The sequence below is a fragment of the Paucibacter sp. KCTC 42545 genome, assembly GCF_001477625.1.
In the GTDB taxonomy this organism is placed as follows: Bacteria; Pseudomonadota; Gammaproteobacteria; order Burkholderiales; family Burkholderiaceae_C; genus Paucibacter_A.
On record NZ_CP013692.1, the window covers coordinates 3,686,598 to 3,701,897 of the forward strand.

General features: G+C 65.3%; 11 protein-coding genes. 3 read left to right on the forward strand and 8 right to left on the reverse strand.

The genetic code is table 11. The features are described 5' to 3' along the window. Window positions 1–11: 11 nt before the first annotated feature. Together AT984_RS15905 and AT984_RS15910 are read right to left on the reverse strand one after the other, a co-directional pair. Complete coding sequence (locus AT984_RS15905; RefSeq protein WP_082680363.1) at window positions 12–1,703, reverse strand: SulP family inorganic anion transporter; 1,692 nt, start codon at window positions 1,701–1,703, stop codon at window positions 12–14. 13 nt (window positions 1,704–1,716) lie between these two features. After that, complete coding sequence (locus AT984_RS15910; RefSeq protein ID WP_058720937.1) at window positions 1,717–2,922, reverse strand: DUF2252 domain-containing protein; 1,206 nt, start codon at window positions 2,920–2,922, stop codon at window positions 1,717–1,719. 152 nt (window positions 2,923–3,074) lie between these two features. Here AT984_RS15910 and AT984_RS15915 point away from each other — a divergent pair, with 152 nt between their 5' ends. Beyond that, on the forward strand, window positions 3,075–4,886 hold the full coding sequence (locus tag AT984_RS15915; protein WP_058720938.1) for a DUF885 domain-containing protein: 1,812 nt from the start codon (window positions 3,075–3,077) through the stop codon (window positions 4,884–4,886). Between the two features lie 40 nt (window positions 4,887–4,926). Here AT984_RS15915 and AT984_RS15920 read toward each other — a convergent pair whose 3' ends face one another. The 4 genes from AT984_RS15920 to AT984_RS15935 all read right to left on the reverse strand — a co-directional run bounded on the left by AT984_RS15920 (window position 4,927) and on the right by AT984_RS15935 (window position 10,427). After that, on the reverse strand, window positions 4,927–7,164 hold the full coding sequence (locus tag AT984_RS15920; protein WP_058720939.1) for an ATP-binding protein: 2,238 nt from the start codon (window positions 7,162–7,164) through the stop codon (window positions 4,927–4,929). Between the two features lie 247 nt (window positions 7,165–7,411). Beyond that, window positions 7,412–8,692, reverse strand: coding sequence for a TRAP transporter large permease (locus tag AT984_RS15925; protein WP_058720940.1), 1,281 nt, complete (start codon window positions 8,690–8,692; stop codon window positions 7,412–7,414). A gap of 14 nt (window positions 8,693–8,706) precedes the next feature. After that, a complete protein-coding gene (locus AT984_RS15930; RefSeq protein WP_058720941.1) occupies window positions 8,707–9,300 on the reverse strand; it encodes a TRAP transporter small permease in 594 nt (197 codons plus the stop codon). Window positions 9,301–9,431: 131 nt separating this feature from the next. Continuing rightward, complete coding sequence (locus AT984_RS15935) at window positions 9,432–10,427, reverse strand: TRAP transporter substrate-binding protein (protein ID WP_156422231.1); 996 nt, start codon at window positions 10,425–10,427, stop codon at window positions 9,432–9,434. Between the two features lie 281 nt (window positions 10,428–10,708). On the opposite strand from AT984_RS15935, the gene AT984_RS15940 reads away from it, so the two are divergent. Continuing rightward, a complete protein-coding gene (locus AT984_RS15940) occupies window positions 10,709–12,871 on the forward strand; it encodes a two-component system sensor histidine kinase NtrB (protein WP_058720943.1) in 2,163 nt (720 codons plus the stop codon). Window position 12,872: 1 nt separating this feature from the next. Continuing rightward, window positions 12,873–13,481, forward strand: coding sequence for a response regulator transcription factor (locus AT984_RS15945; protein WP_058720944.1), 609 nt, complete (start codon window positions 12,873–12,875; stop codon window positions 13,479–13,481). A 53-nt stretch (window positions 13,482–13,534) separates the two neighbouring features. Here AT984_RS15945 and AT984_RS15950 read toward each other — a convergent pair whose 3' ends face one another. Continuing rightward, the gene (locus tag AT984_RS15950; RefSeq protein ID WP_058722379.1) at window positions 13,535–14,194 is read right to left on the reverse strand and encodes a histidine phosphatase family protein; all 660 of its coding nucleotides are present in this window, start codon (window positions 14,192–14,194) and stop codon (window positions 13,535–13,537) included. Window positions 14,195–14,546: 352 nt separating this feature from the next. Further along, window positions 14,547–15,185 (reverse strand): substrate-binding periplasmic protein, encoded by a 639-nt coding sequence (locus tag AT984_RS15955; protein WP_197418126.1) that lies wholly within the window; start codon window positions 15,183–15,185, stop codon window positions 14,547–14,549. Window positions 15,186–15,300: the final 115 nt, after the last annotated feature.

Below are 15,300 nucleotides of genomic sequence, written 5' to 3' on the forward strand. Positions count from 1 at the left end.
CCGGGGCGACCTTAGCCCCTAACAACTGAAGCTGCATCGGCAGCAGGCGCCATCAAACTCGCCTGCACCGCATCGGCCACGCTCCAGAACATGCGCTCGGGCGCGCCCAGGCCTTGCGGGTCCCAGCCCTGCAGCAACTCGCGCACAGACTCTTTCACGCGCGACAGCACCAGAGTCTTGCCGCAGGCCCTCAGGCGTTGATCCAGCTCCTGCAGGCACTCAACCGCCGTGCTGTCCAGATCCGAACTTTCCTCCAGACTGAGGATCACGGTGCGTATGCCGTCGCCCGGCGCCACCCGGCCCATCACCTCGGCCTCCACCCGCTCGGCGCTGGCAAAGAACAGCGGCTCCTCGGGGCGCAACACCAGCAGGCCGGGTTTGGGCTGGGCGCCGCCGCCCAGGGTGACGTAGTTGCGGCTGTCGTCCAGCTCGCCCAACTCATGCACCACCGGCTGGCTGAAGCGCCGCAAAGCATCCACCAGCGAGAGCGCAATCGCCGCCAACATGCCGTGCAAGACGCCAAACAGAATCACCGCCGCCACCGCGGTGATCATCAGGGTGCGGTCACGATTCATGCGCCACAGCGCCAGCAAGGGCGCGGGCTTGAGGGCATGGAAGAGCGCCCCAATCACCGCCACCGCCAACACCGGCCGGGGCAGGAAGTGCAGAGCCGGCAACGCGAACAGCAGCACCAGCACGATGGCGCCCAGGGCGGCCACGCCGGACCAACGGCTGGTCGCCCCAGCCGCCGCATTGGCGGCGCAGGCCGAGAAGCCCGCGCCCACCGGCATGCCCTGGAACAAGGCCGAACCGATATTGCAAGCGCCCAGCACCAGCAGCTCGCGATTGGGCTCCAGCCGGTCTCCATGCGCCAAGGCCAGAGTGCGCATGCTGCCCCAGGATTCGGCAAACAGCAGTACCACTAGGCCGAAGGCCAGCTCGGCCAATTGCAGCCATTCCGCCACCGGCAGATCGGGCAAGCTCGGGGAAAAACGCAAGGCATCCACTGCGCCCACCTCGGCCACGCCAAGCGCACGCAAGTCCAGCCCGGCAGCCGCCGCGATGGCCAGCACAATCACCACCAAGGCAGCCGGCACCCGCGGCCAGGGCCTGAGAAGGGCAAGACCCACACCCGCCGCCAAGGCCACCCACACGCTGAGCCCATGCCACTGCTGAGGATGGCTCAACACATAGGCCAAGATTTGCAAAGGATCGTGCCGCACGCCCGCGGGCAGGGTCAGGCCCAGCGCATCAGGCAATTGCTTGATGACGATGGTGACGGCCAGCGCGAAGGCAAAGCCGCGCAGCACTGGCCGTGACACAAAGGCCGATAAAGCTCCCTGCTTGGCCCAGGCCAGCAGACACAGAATCACCCCTGCCAAGAGCACCAGCGCCAGCAGGGCCTGGACATAATGCCCATGCTCAGCGTTGCCCACAAAGCCTGGCATGGTCAGAACGGCGGCTGCCGCCAAGGTGGCGCTGGACGAGGTGGGGGACACGATGGCGAAACGGCTGCCGCCGAACAAGGCGTACAGCAGCAAGCCCACCAACATACCCGTCAAGGCATGGGCCACCGGCAGCCGCGCCAGGCCCGCATAAGCCACCGCCTCGGGCAAAAGCAGGCCGGCCACGCACAGGCCGGCCACCAGATCACGCCAACGTGCTTGCGAGGCAGGCGCAGCAGCGGGCTGGGGTGAGGACATGAGGAGCGGCGCGCTAGGCATGGCTGAAGGCACCCTGGTCGTAGGCCTGATTGAATTGCTCGGCGTCACGCAGCGCCTGCTCGGCGCAAGCCTTGGCGGCCTGGAGCAGCGCAGGCTGCCACTGCGGGCGGGACTGGCCAAACGCGATCAAGGCGTCGGCCGTGGCCGAGCCCTCGCGGCCCGCGCTGCGCAGCTGCGCCCAGGCCAGCAACTGGCCGAAATTTGCCACCAGCGTGGCCAGCTCACCCGTCTTCAGCTGCGTGGCGCGCAAGGCCACCCGGTCCTCGGTGGGCTGCAAGGCGCGCAACACAAAGGCCTGCTGCTTGAACAGCACGGGCTGCAGAAACGCTACCGGCACGGCCTGCAAGCGCCGCTGCAAGGCCACGATACGCTGGGCCTCGTCCGCCCACGCCGGCTGGGCTGCAGGCGAAAAGGGTTGCAGCGCCGAGGGCATGGCCTGCTTAAGGTCGAGCAAATATTGGCCATCAGGCCCGCCCTTGCCCGCCACCAAAAGCACATAACGCGTCAGGCCCAGGCTGCCCGTGCCGGCAACCCGCCGCGCCACATCCAGCAGTTCAAAGAAATCAGGCTTGGCCTGGGACTGAGTCTGGGCGAACTGCTGCATCAAGGCCTGCACCTCGGCGCGCTGCGCTTCCGTCACCGGCAAGGTCTTCTTGCCGTCGACCTTGAGGCGCCGTTGCAAGCCCTCACCGCTGCAGCGCTTGTCCAGATAGGCCGCGCGTTTGCGGCCCTGCAAGCTGCCCAGCAAATCGGCAATCAGGCCGCTCGCGGTCTCGGTTTCAATCCAGTAGGCCTTGCCCTCGGCCAAGGCGGCGGCGTAGGCACTCAGGAAGGCTTGGGACAAGGGCTCGGCATCGGCTGCGCCCAGGCCCAGGCTGCCCAGACCCAGCCGCAAGCTGACCAATAAACGCAGCGGGTCCCAGCTGGCCGGGGCCAAGGCGGCTTCATCGAAATCATTCAAGTCGAAATAGACCAGGCGGGTGTCGCCCTTGTAGCTGCCGAAGTTTTCCAGATGCACGTCGCCACAGGCCCAGGCCAGCGGCGCGGCCGGCAAGTCCGGCGGCATTTGCGCGTGGAACAAGTGGCAGCTGCCGCGGAAAAAAGCAAAGGGGTCGGCGCGCATGCGCTGGTACTTCAGCTGCAAACGCTCGGGTTCACGGCCGTGGTTGAAATGGCGAATTGCTGCTATCGGATCCATGGTGCTGCGTTTGTTCTCCTCTGCCCTCTGCAGGCCAAAGCATAGCCGCCGTGAGCTGAGCCATGGCGAAGCCATCGCTGGGCCATCGCCAGCGCCCGTGCAAGCAATGCGGCTAGGATGGCCCCCTTCCGATGCCGCCAACAAACTCGCCCATGCTGAAGCGTTTTCTCGCAGTCGCCCTCGCCTTCCCCGTCCTGAGCGCCCAGGCAGCACAGGCCCCACAGCCAGCCGTAGCTGCCGCAGCGAAAGCAGCCACCACAGCGCCCTCGCGACTGCTGCATCAGATCGGTGAACGCTACTTCGAAGCTGGCTTGCAGCTCGACCCGCTGCGAGCCAGCGAGTTGCTGGGCGAAGCCCGCTTTGAGGACAAGCTCAGCATCGATATCGCCCCCGCGCATCTGCGCCGCGAGCGCCAGCTGCAGCAACAACTGCTGCGCGAACTGAGCGCCCTGCCGCAGGACCAACTGCCAGAGCCCGAGCGCCTGAGCTTGGCCCTGCTGCAGCGCCAAGCAGAAGATCAACTCGCGGCACTGGCATTCCCTGCCGAGCTGCTGCCCATCGACCATTACGGCGGCATGCCCGTCACCCTGGCCCAGCTGGGCACCGGCCAAGGCGTGCAGGTCTTGAGCAGCGAAGCCAATTACCGCCATTTCCTCAAGCGTCTGCAGGCCTTGCCGGCCTGGAACGCGCAGGCGATGACGAATATGCGCGAGGGCATGCGCCGCGGCATCGTCCAGCCGCGCGCGTTGACCGAGCGGGCCATCGAAACCCTGCGCCCGCTGGCCGAGGCGGATGCCGAGCACAGCGCCTTCACCCTGCCGCTGCGCCAATTCCCGGCCCACTTCACGCCCGCGCAACGCCAGCGCTTGAGCCAGGCCTATCGCAAGACCTGGCGCGAGCAGCTGCAGCCCTCGATGGCCGCCTTGCTGCGCTTTTTGCAGCAGGACTATCTGCCGCATACCCGCGAAAGCGCCGGCCTGGGTGCGCTGCCCAATGGCGCAGCCTGGTACGCCATGCGGGTGCGCGAGGCCACCACCACGGCGCTGACGCCCGAGGCCATCCACCAGCTGGGCCTGGCCGAGGTGGCGCGCATCCATGCGGAGATGGACAAGCTCAAACCCCAGCTGGGCGGCAGCGGGCCGCTGAGCGCCTTCCTGGCCGAATACAACCAGCGCCCCGCCATGCGCCCCTTCAAGACCGATGCCGAGGTGCTGGCCGCCTACGCCGCCATCAACCAAAAGGTGGAGGCGCAACTGCCGCGCCTGTTCAAGCTGCGCCCCAAGGCGGCGCTGGAAATTCGCGCCGAACCCGAGATCAGCAAGGCCACTGCCAGCGCGCACTACATGAGTGCCGCCAGCGATGGCTCGCGCCCCGGCGTGTTCTTCGAAGTCATCACCGCGCCGGGCGATATCGCCACCACCGGCATGACCAGCTTGTTCCTGCACGAAGGCCAGCCCGGCCATCATTTTCAGATTGCGCTGCAGGCCGAATCAGCCCTGCCGCGCTTTCGCCGCTACAGCGGCAACGATGCCTTCATCGAAGGCTGGGCCCTGTACGCCGAATCGCTGGGCCATGAGATGGGCTTGTACGCCAATGATGCCGACGCGCTGTTGGGCCACCTGAGCGCGGACCTGCACCGCGCCGTGCGCCTGGTCACCGACACCGGTCTGCACGCCAAAGGCTGGACGCGTGAGCAAAGCATGCGCTACATGATGGACGCGGAAGGCATTGACGAGGCCGACGCCCGCCGCTCTACCGAGCGCTATATGGCTTGGCCCGGCCAAGCCCTGGCCTACAAGATCGGCGCACTGAAAATTCGCGAACTGCGCGATCTGGCCCAGGCGCGCCTAGGCGCCGACTTCTCTTATGCCGACTTCCATGAGCAAATTCTGGGCGATGGCGCCCTGCCGCTGGATTTGCTGGAGGCCAAGCTCAAGCAGTGGCTGGCGCGCCAGAGCAAGTAAGGGGGAAGCAGTCAGCTAGGGCGCATGAGGAAGCGCCGCCTCAAGCCTGCGGCGCGCGCCGGGGCAGATTCAGTGTGAACACCGTGCCCTGACCCGGCGTGCTGCGCAGCTCGATGCTGCCGCCCAGCACATTGCTCACCAGGGTGTGGACCAGATGCAGGCCCAGGCCGCTGCCGCCTTCGCCCAGCTTGGTGGTGAAGAAGGGCTTGAACACCTGCGACTGATGCGCAAGCGGAATGCCACCGCCGTTATCGCTGACGCTGAGCACGATTTGATCGTTGCTCAGTGATTCCAGGCGGATCAAAACCTCGCCGCCGCTTTCGCTCTGGCAGTTGGCCAGGCCGTGCACAAAGGCGTTCTCCACCAGATTGCCCAGCACCTGGCCGAAGGCGCCGGGGTAGCTGTCCAGCTGCACATCCGCCGCCACCTCCACCCGCAAGACGCCGCGGCTGTGCAGGGACTTGCCCTGAGGCCGGGCGTTGAGGGTGTAGGGCAGCAGATGCAGCACCTCATCACACACCAGCTTCAAATCGAAGAGGCGGCGCTGCAGGCTGGCGCGGTCCACCGAAACTTGCTTGAAGTCTTGCACCAAGCTGGCCGAGCGGCCCAGATTGCCCAGCGCCAGGTCCAGGCCTTGCGCCACCGTCTGCAAATTGGCCTGCAAGGCACTGCGGCGCAGTGGCAAGCCTTGCGCCTGCTCTTGCAGCTGCGTGAGTGCGGCTTCTACAGCGGTCCGCGCCGTGTCCACCGCCATCAGGCCATTGCCGATGGGCGTGTTCAGTTCATGCGCCACGCCGGCCACCAGCGAGCCCAAGCCGGCCAGCGTTTCCTTGCGCACCAGTTCTTCCTGCGCTTGCAGCAAGGCGGCGGTGCGCTGCGCCACCCGGTCTTCCAGCGTGGCATTGAGCTGGCGCACCTCGCCTTCGGCCTGACGGCGCTCCGTCACCTCATGTTGCAAGGCCTGCGCCTGCGATTGCGTTTCGCGCTGGCGCGCCAGCAGCTGCGCGCCCAGCGCATCAAAGGCCGAACTCAGACGCCGCAAATCGCTGGACGAGCCAGCCACCATCGGCGCGATCTCACGGTCCTGCGCCAGCTGTTCGGCCAAGGTGTCCACCGCGCCGGTGAGCCGACCCAAAGGCTGCTTGACCAGGCGCCGAATCACACGCCGCACCATCCACAGCGTCAGCCCCAAGGCCAGCAGGCTGAAGCCCAGAATCCAATACGCGGCGCCACGCACGCGCTGGTCGAGGCGCGCCTTTTCCAGCAAGGTCACCGACCACCAATCGGGCCCGGCAATCGGCGCCCAGGCCACCCAATAAGCGCCGTCGGGCGACTGCAAGGCCAGACCCTGGCCCAGGTCAGCGCCGCTAGCCTGGCTCTGGACATGCGAGCGGATCATTGCGTAAGCCATGTCCAGCACCGGGTCATTGAGTTGCGCCAGCGCCAGCTGGCCTTGGGCCTGAGCAATGCGTTCGCGCAAATCGGGGTGGGCAATCAGGTGGCCATCATGGCTGAGGATGATGGCCTTGCTACCGTTCTCCACGTCTTGCGGTACGTTCAGCAGTGTGTCAACGCTGATGTCGTGCCCGACGGTGCCGACCCAGCGGCCCCGCCAGTCCAGCGGCGCGATCACCGAGACCATCCAGGTTTTGGCCTCGGCATCGAAATAGACCGGGGTCCAGAACTGCTCGCGCTGCGGATTGCGCTTCGGGTCCGAGCCCTGCATGGTGGGGTAGTCGAAATTGTCGGTGGCCGGCGTGGCGCTGGCCCCCCAGTCGATGCCGTTGGAATAGACCATCAGGCCCTTCTCGACAAAGTCCACATAGGCCGAGAAGAACGGTGGCACCAGGGCCGGCCCTTGCTCGGCCAGCAAATCGTGGCTGACCACGGCACGCAGGCGTTCATCCGCGCTCAACCCTTGGCCGTTCTGCAAATAAAAAGTGGGCCGGCGTTTGGCATCCACCAGCGCCGGCTTGACACGCCAGACACCATCGGCCGAGCGCTCAAACAGCTCAGCGAAACGCCGCTCGGCCTGCGCTGGCGGCAGCGCCTCGGCACGCTCCAGCCAGGCCGCATGCAGGCGCTTCACACTGGCCTGCGCCTGGGCGAACAACTGGCCCTGCTGAGTGGCCCGCAACACCACATTGCGCATCAGGATGGATGGCACCTGGGCGGAGGTCAGCCGGGCGATGGACAGCTGCGCAATCAGCGCCAGACACAGCAGCAAGAGCACGATGACAGCACCGATTTGCACGGTCAGCTGGCGTGCAAGCGACATCTGTTTGAATCGAGCGAATCGCCAAAACTTCATGAAGCGCGAAATCTCATCTTGCTGAACTGCCCGGACGATACCACCGCTGAAATGCGGCGCCGGCGCGCATCATCCCCTGCAAACGGGCGGCGGACTTTGCGCCGCCGCAAGAATGCGCGCGCAAAAAGAAACAGGGCGCGCGGCTGATGAAAGCCGTCGCGCCCTGCCCTGGATTGGAGCCCCTGAGTCGCACTCAGGCGCCGGGCCAAGCCCTTTACTTCATCAACAAATTAGGCAGCCACAGCGAGATCGCCGGCACATAGGTCACCAGCAGCAAGAAGGCCAGCATGGTGCACAACCAGGGCCACACGGCCACGGTCAGCTCAGAGATTCCCATCTTGGTGATGCCCGAGGCCACGTAGAGGTTCAGGCCCACCGGCGGATGGCACATGCCCACTTCCATATTCACCACGATCAGAATGCCGAAGTGGATGGGGTCGATGCCCAGCTTGATTGCCACCGGGAACAGAATCGGCGCCAGGATCAAGATGATGGAAGAAGGCTCCATCACATTGCCGGCCAGCAGCAGCAAGATATTGACCACCAGCAAGAAGGCAACCGGGCCGAAGCCTTGGTTGATCATCCAGTCGGCCATGGCTTGGGGCACGCCCTCGCTGGTCATCAAGAAGCTGAACAAGACCGCGTTGGTGATGATGTAGAGCAGCATCGCGCTCATGCTGGCGGAATCCAGCAGCACCTTGGGCAGGCGCTTGAGCGGCAGGTCTTTGTAGACGAACACGGCCACGATGAAGGCATACACCGCCGCCATGGCAGCTGCTTCGGTGGGTGTAAAGATGCCCGAGTAGATGCCGCCCATCACCACCACGATCAGCAGCAGGCCCCAAACGCTTTCGCGGAATGCGGTCCAGCGCTCACCCCAGCTGGCTTTGTCCATGCGGGGGTAATTGTTCTTGCGGGCGATGAACCAGGTGGTGAAACCCAGGGCTGCGGCCAGCATCAGGCCCGGCACCACACCGGCGATGAACATGGCGCCGACAGAAGTGTTGGTCGAGACCGAATACATCACCATAGCGATCGAGGGCGGAATCAAGATACCCAGCGAGCCCGAGGTGGTCAGGATGCCGGCGCCGAACTTGTTCGGAAAGCCTTGCTTGACCATGGCCGGCAGAATCACCGAGCCAATGGCCACCACGGTGGCAGGCGAAGAGCCCGACACGGCGGCGAACAGCGCGCAGGCCATCACACCGGCCAGGCCCAAGCCACCATGCCAGTGGCCGATCATGCTGGAGGCGAAGCGGATCATGCGCCGCGCCACCCCGCCGTGGGTCAGGAAGTTACCGGCCAGTATGAAGAAGGGGATGGCCATGATCTCGAACTTCTCGATGCCGGTGAACAGCTTCAGGGCCACCGATTCGATCGGCACCTGGGTCATCGTGAAGAGAAAGGTCAGGACCGTCAGGCCCAGCGAGATGCTGATCGGCATGCCGGTCAGCATCAAGACGATCAAGAGAATAAAAATAATGGAGGCGTTCATAGCGCTGCGTCCCCTTAGGCCGACTTGGGCTTGTTGTTGGCGTCGGCCGCGAAGGCCTCTTCGAGCACATCGTCCTCGACACCCTCGACATGGGCGTGGTCGTGATGCGGCAACTCACCGGTCTTGAGGAAGGCCCAAGCCACTTGCAAGAAGCGGTAGCTCATCAAGGAGCTGCCCAGCGGCACGCAGGCGTAGACCCACCACATCGGCACTTCCAGATCGGCCGAGGTTTGGTCGGTTTGCGCGATATGCCACACGAAGTTGCCACCCAACGCCGCCACCGTGCCGGTGAACAAGGCGCCCGACAGCAAGCCGAACAAGACCAGGGCCTTGTACGAACGGCCTTGCAGCTTGCGCAAGACCACATCCACGCCGACGTGGATGCCCGTGCGCACGCCGTAAGCGGCGCCGAACTTGGCCATCCAGACGAACATGAAGATGCACAGCTCTTGGGCCCAGCTCATATTGATCTGGATGGTGTAGTCCTGAATCCAGGGCACGCCCGAGAGGTAGCGATGCAGCACCGCCAGAAAGATCACCAGGGTTGCGGCCCCGATGAGGAAGGCGATCAGCCACTCTTCCAGGTGATTGAGAAATCGATTGATCATGATGGTGGCAGGTCTTGCCTGCTGTTATTTTTCTGGGTGCCCGCATGCCCTGCGGGGCCGGTGCCGGAGCCACCTGCGCCCGCGGCGCGCGCTGGCCGCAGGCGAACTTGAAGGGGCTGGCTTTTCGCTACTTACTTGGCCGGCACAAAGCCCGTGGCCTTGTAGACCGCATCGATGGTGGCCTTGCCCACGCGCGACTCCATCTCCTTGTGCACCGGCATCAAGGCCTTCTTCCACTCGGCGGTTTCGGCCGGTGTCAGGGTGTAGATGGTGGTCTTGCCGCTGGCCTTCATCTTTTCCAGGGCCAGGCCGTTCTCGGTCGCGGCAATCGCATTGGCGTAGGTGGACGACTCCTTGATGGCGCCTTCCAGCTGGCCGCGGATATCGGCCGGCAGGCCGTCCCAGAACTTCTTGTTGACGATCACCGCATAGGCCAAGTGGCCATGGTTGGAGATGGTGGTGTGCTTTTGCACTTCATAAGTGCGCTGGGTGTAGAAGTTAGAAGGCACGCCCTCGCAGCCATCGACCACGCCGGACTGCAGCGCCTGGTACAGCTCGCTGAAAGCCATCACCTGCGGGATCGCGCCCAGCGCGCGCATTTGCGCGTCCAGCACCTTGCTGGACTGAATGCGCATCTTCATGCCCTTGAAATCAGCCACGCTGTGCAGCGGCTTGTTGGCACTCATGATGTGGAAGCCGTTGTCCCAGTAGGCCAGGCCCTTGATGCCCTTGGGCTCCAGCTTCTTGAACAGATCGGCGCCCACGGGGCCGTCGGTGACGGCGCGGAAAGCGGCTTGGTCATTGAAGATGAAGGGCAGGTCGAAGACCTCGAAGTCCTTCACGCCCAGCGGGCCGAACTTGGCCAGCGAAGGGGCCAGCATCTGCACCGAACCCAGTTGCAGGGCTTCGAGCTCTTCCTTGTCTTTGTAGAGCTGGCTGTTGGGGTACAGCTCCACCTTGACTTTGCCACCGGTGCGCGCTTCGGCCAGTTCCTTGAAGCGCTGCGCGCCCTTGCCCTTGGGGGTATCGGGCGCCACCACATGGCTGAACTTGATGATGATGGGTGCTTGCGCCTGTGCGGCCAGGGGCAAGGCCCCCAGGGCCAAGCTGCCGGCAGCGGCCAGCATGGCAGACAGGGTGAGGCGACGGATGCTTGGGGTGGCTTTGCGCATGGTGCTTTGTCTCCGGCTTGATGTATTGGTTTTGGTGCGCCAAGGCCCAGCTTTGCGCACTTGCGAGTCATTGTGAAATTTCAAGCAAACAAAGGGTAGTTGTGGACTTCCACATCAGCCCTAACCCTCGCCCTGCACAGCGGAGCGCCCGCCCTGCCGCCCTTCATAATCGCCCCAATGCCACCGCAGAGCAGGCCGCACTTTGCTCGCCACTGCTGCCTGAGCCGCCCCAGCCAATGCCACAACAAGCCCCCTTCACCCGACACCCCGCGCCAACCGCCCTGTGGCGCCAAGGCCTGTGGAGCCTGCCGCTGGTGCTGTCGCTTCTGTTCGTGGCGGGGGTGCTGATGTGGACCCGCGACAACGAAATCGAAGAGCGCGAGTTGCAGCGCCAAACCCTGATTTCCGACGCACTCAGCACCGAAGCGCAGCTGCGCGCCAAGCTGCGCGAAGAGCACAGCCACCTGCGCGACCTGGCCGATAGCCTGGCAGGCCAGCGCCCCTCCGCGGAAGCGCTGGCGCGCCACCCGGAGTTAAACGCGGGCCTGCGCCGCCTGTGGCTGTCGGTGATCTGGCTGGATGCCCAGCACCGCATCGTGGCCCAGATGCCGAGCCCGCAAGATGTGCAAGGCCGGCGCGAGACCGAGGATGAGGGCTTGTCGCTCCACCTCAGCGAGCCGGTCGGCCCGGGCGGGCGCGACGGCGTGCTGGTGCTGCGCTACTCCCCCGCCCTGCTGCTGCAACGCGGCGTGCCCTGGTGGCTGGCGCGCAAATACGATGTGCAGATGGTGGACAGCGCCGATCAGGTGATCGCCTCCATCAGCGAAGACAGCCCCTTGCGTGCCGCGCAACAAGCGGCGCGGCCCAGCTACCGGGTTGGCTTTGCCGGCCCTTTTCGTGCCAGCCCCTTGACCAACGGGCCCAATGCGCCAGTTGAGTTTGCGGCCGACCAAGAACCCCTGAGCGACGCCGCCCTGGAGCTGACCCTGCGCGAGCCGCCGCCTGCCAGCATCAAGCCTTTGGCGCTGATTCTGATCGCCGGCTTCTTGCCCCTGGTGGCAGGGGCGAGCTGGCTGCTGCGCCGCCAGCTGCGCCGCATCTCACGCGCCGAAAACGCTTGGCGTATGGAAGCCGCCTGGCGCCGCGCCATGGAGGACTCGGCCCTGGTGGGCCTGCGCGCGCGTGATGCCGAAGGCCGCCTGCTCTACGTCAACCGCACTTTTTGCGAGATGGTGGGCCTGAGCGCCGAAGCCCTGGTGGGCCTGCGCCCGCCCATGCCTTATTGGCCGCCCGATGCCATCGAGGCCGTGAGCCAGCGCAACCGCCGCAACCTGGCCGGCCACGCCCCGCGCGAAGGCTACGAGGCCCGCTGGCGCCATCAAGACGGCCGCATGCTGGACGTGATGGTGTTCGAGTCGCCCTTGGTGGACGCCAGCGGCAAGCAGATCGGCTGGATGGGTTCCATCATCGACATCACCACGCGCAAGACCCTGGAGGAGCGTGAGCGCCGCCAGGTCGACACCCTCGCCCACCACGCCCGCCTGACCATGTTGGGTGAGGTCGCCTCCACCCTGGCGCACGAACTCAATCAACCGCTGACGGCCATCGCCAGCTATAACGCTGGCGTCATCAACTCATTGGCCAAGCTGGGTGTGGATGAGCCGCGCGTGCTGGGCGCACTGCAACGCCTGGGCGCCCAGGCCGCGCAAGCCGGCCGGGTGGTGCAGCGCATCCGCCACTTCCTGACCCGGCGCGAACCCCAGCACGAGGCCTGCGAACTCAACAAGGTCATCAGCGCCGCGGTGGAGTTGCTGCAGCGCGAGCTGCAACGTGGCGCGGTGGAGCTGCAATTGCAGCTGGCGCAAGACCTGCCCCCCTTGCTGGCCGACGCCGTGCTGGTCGAGCAGGTGATCATCAACCTGCTGCGCAATGCCAGCGACGCCCTGCAGGCGCGCCCGCTCGAACAGCACCCGGGCCGACGCATCATTCTGCGCAGCTATGCGGTTAGCCCGCCGCCGGACTCACAACAAGAGGCGGCGCGAGCAGATGAGCAAGAAGACAGTGCGCAAGCGCAGCAACCCTTTTTGCGCGTCGATGTGATCGACAACGGCCCCGGCCTGGCCGGCAAGACCGCCGAAGCCTTGTGCGCCCCCTTCTTCAGCACCAAGGCCGAGGGCATGGGCATGGGCCTGGCCATCTGCCGCTCCATCATTGAAGCCCACCACGGCGTGCTGGATGCCAGCGAGGCGCTTGGTGGCGGCGCGGCGTTTTCCTTCACACTGCCACTGCGGCCTTTGCTCGGCGGCAGCGCCGACAACTTGCCGGATGAAGTGGATCACGCTGCGGCGGTGCCGCCAGACAATGCCCCTGCATCGACCCCAGCCAAGCGACAAGACTGAGATGAACGCGATCTACCTGGTTGACGACGACCCCGATGTGCGCGACGCGCTGAGCTTTCTGCTCGGCTCGCGCGGCTTGGAGGTTCTGCCCTTCGACAGCGGCCCGGCCCTGCTGGCCCACCTGGACGCGCTGCCCGGCACCGCGCCGCCGCGGGGCGTGTTCTTGCTGGACGTGCGCATGGAGCCGATGACCGGCACTCGTTTGCATGATGAGTTGCTGGCCCGGCGCTTGCGCAATCCAGTGCTCTTCCTGACCGGCCATGGCGACATTCCCATGGTGGTGGATGCGCTCAAAAAAGGCGCTTTCGACTTCCTCGAAAAGCCTTACAGCGACAACGCCCTGGCCGACCGCTTGGAGCAAGCTCTGGCCGTGGCCGCCGCCATGCAAGCCGACGGTGCCCAGGCAGCGGAACGCCAGGCCCGCCTGGCCAGCCTGACCGAGCGCGAACGCGAAGTCATGCTGCTGGTGGCGGCCGGCAAACTCAACAAGGTGGTGGCCGATGAGTTGGGCGTGTCAGTTCGCACGGTGGAGGTGCACCGGGCCCGCGTGTTTTCAAAGTTAGGTGTTCGCTCGGCGGCGGAAGTGGCGACGCTGTTGGCGCTGGGCTGAGCGCTGACCTAGAAAGTTAGTGGCCTAGCTACGCCGCCAAGCCACCACGACATTCAAGCGGCAGGCTGAGTCTCGGGCAACTCATCCCGGCTGGCAGCAGCCAGGTGCGCGGACTGCCCCCATTGCAGCAAGGCCAGGCCTTGCTGAGCGCTGTAGGCAAAGTGATTGACCGCGGCGTTCTCAATCAGCCAGGTGCGTGGCGCATCCAGGCTCAGGCCAACGGCCGCGCGGTAGAGGCAATCCAACACGCCGCCGTGGCAGACCACGGCGATGCGCTGGCCGGCATGGCGCAGCGCCAATGCATCAATCGCAGCAAGGCAGCGCTGATTGAAGGCCACTCGCGTTTCGCCACCCTCGGGGCCGAACTCGGGTTCACGCCTGATCCAGCGGCCATGGGCCTCGGGCCAGCGCTGCGCCAGCTCGGCCGCGGTATGGCCTTGGAAGATGCCGAAGTGCTGCTCGCGCAGACCTGCCAGCATCTGCAGCGGCAGGCCTTGGGCATCGGCCAGGGCTTGGGCGGTTTGCGCCGCACGGGACAGGTCGCTGCTGTAGATCACATCGAAGCGCTGCCCCGCCAGCGCCGCGGCGGTTTGCTGGGCTTGCTGGCGGCCCTTGTCGTTCAAGGGAATATCGGTTTGGCCCTGGTAGCGGCCGAGGCTATTCCACTCGGTTTCGCCGTGGCGGATGGCAAAGATCTGGGTCGGTACGGGCATGGCTTGTGGGCGGCGGGTGGGGCAATGGCGGGCATGAGTCGCGCGGCCGTCGCGCGCAGCAATCAAGCTGCGCGGCGCCGCCAATCCACATGCCAGCGCTGGATCGTCAGGGCGTCTATTGTCCCTGCTGCTGCAACAGCGCCTCAGCGCCGGCCCACTGGGACCCGACCTCCGGCATCGCGCGCGCCAGGGATCGGCGCGGTGGAGTCGAACATCGCCACCGCTTGCCCCATCTACTCCCCTCGAAAACTGGGGTCAGAAAACTGGGGTCACAGAAAACTGGGGTCAGAGTCGATTTTCCTTTGCCCGCGATGAAGTCATGCGTCAAGCGCAGAGTCAACGTCGAGTCCGCCTAATGCTCAAACTCGGCCCGCACAGCTTCCTGGATGCGCGCCAGGCTGTGATCTCGTTCCATCTCCTGCAAGCTGCCAGTCACGGCGGCCAACAAAGCCAGATGTCTGTCATGCAGGTAATGGAACACCGGGAAGGCAGTCAGCGGCGCGCCCACCACTGCGATGCCACTCTTGGGCTGGCCGCGCAAAAGGGCCAGCCCGGTGATCCGGTTGGCCAAAACGATATCGCAACGGCCCCGCTCCAGCTTGGCGAAGGCCTGCTGCAGCTTGGCCACGGGCTCCACCTGCATGCCGGCAGTCATTTCCTCCAGCACCTTGATGCCTTTGACAAAGCCCAGGCGATAGGGTCGCAAACTGTCCCAGCCTTGCACGGGCAGCCGCTGGTCACGCGCGAAGGCCACGATTTCGTAACTGGCCAGCGCCACGGGCACGCGATGCAAATGCGGGTATGTCTGCTCAATGCCAGCGCGCCGGTAGAGCTCACCATCGGTCTCACCCGCATTGGCGCTGACCAAGGACCGCTCAGCCGGCATGCGCTCGACCTGCAAGTCATAGCCCAGGCGTCGATAGGCCTGGCGCAAGATGCGCTCGGCCATTTCGGCGACCGGCTCGGGTTCAAGCAGGGTCGAGATCCGCATGCGGGGCATGGCTTCGGCGCGAACAGTTCGGCAAAGCGATGCGGCGCCAAGCAGCGTGGCGGACGCAGAAACATGGAGAAGACTGCGACGATTCAGCATGCGAATGGTGCGGATA

Bases quoted from the DNA above. Each gene is read 5' to 3' on its own strand.
- AT984_RS15905 (WP_082680363.1), bottom strand. From the start codon at position 1,703: ATGTCCTCACCCCAGCCCGCTGCTGCGCCTGCCTCGCAAGCACGTTGG.
- AT984_RS15910 (WP_058720937.1), bottom strand. From the start codon at position 2,922: ATGGATCCGATAGCAGCAATTCGCCATTTCAACCACGGCCGTGAACCC.
- AT984_RS15915 (WP_058720938.1), top strand. From the start codon at position 3,075: ATGCTGAAGCGTTTTCTCGCAGTCGCCCTCGCCTTCCCCGTCCTGAGC.
- AT984_RS15920 (WP_058720939.1), bottom strand. From the start codon at position 7,164: ATGTCGCTTGCACGCCAGCTGACCGTGCAAATCGGTGCTGTCATCGTG.
- AT984_RS15925 (WP_058720940.1), bottom strand. From the start codon at position 8,692: ATGAACGCCTCCATTATTTTTATTCTCTTGATCGTCTTGATGCTGACC.
- AT984_RS15930 (WP_058720941.1), bottom strand. From the start codon at position 9,300: ATGATCAATCGATTTCTCAATCACCTGGAAGAGTGGCTGATCGCCTTC.
- AT984_RS15935 (WP_156422231.1), bottom strand. From the start codon at position 10,427: ATGCTGGCCGCTGCCGGCAGCTTGGCCCTGGGGGCCTTGCCCCTGGCC.
- AT984_RS15940 (WP_058720943.1), top strand. From the start codon at position 10,709: ATGCCACAACAAGCCCCCTTCACCCGACACCCCGCGCCAACCGCCCTG.
- AT984_RS15945 (WP_058720944.1), top strand. From the start codon at position 12,873: ATGAACGCGATCTACCTGGTTGACGACGACCCCGATGTGCGCGACGCG.
- AT984_RS15950 (WP_058722379.1), bottom strand. From the start codon at position 14,194: ATGCCCGTACCGACCCAGATCTTTGCCATCCGCCACGGCGAAACCGAG.
- AT984_RS15955 (WP_197418126.1), bottom strand. From the start codon at position 15,185: ATGCGGATCTCGACCCTGCTTGAACCCGAGCCGGTCGCCGAAATGGCC.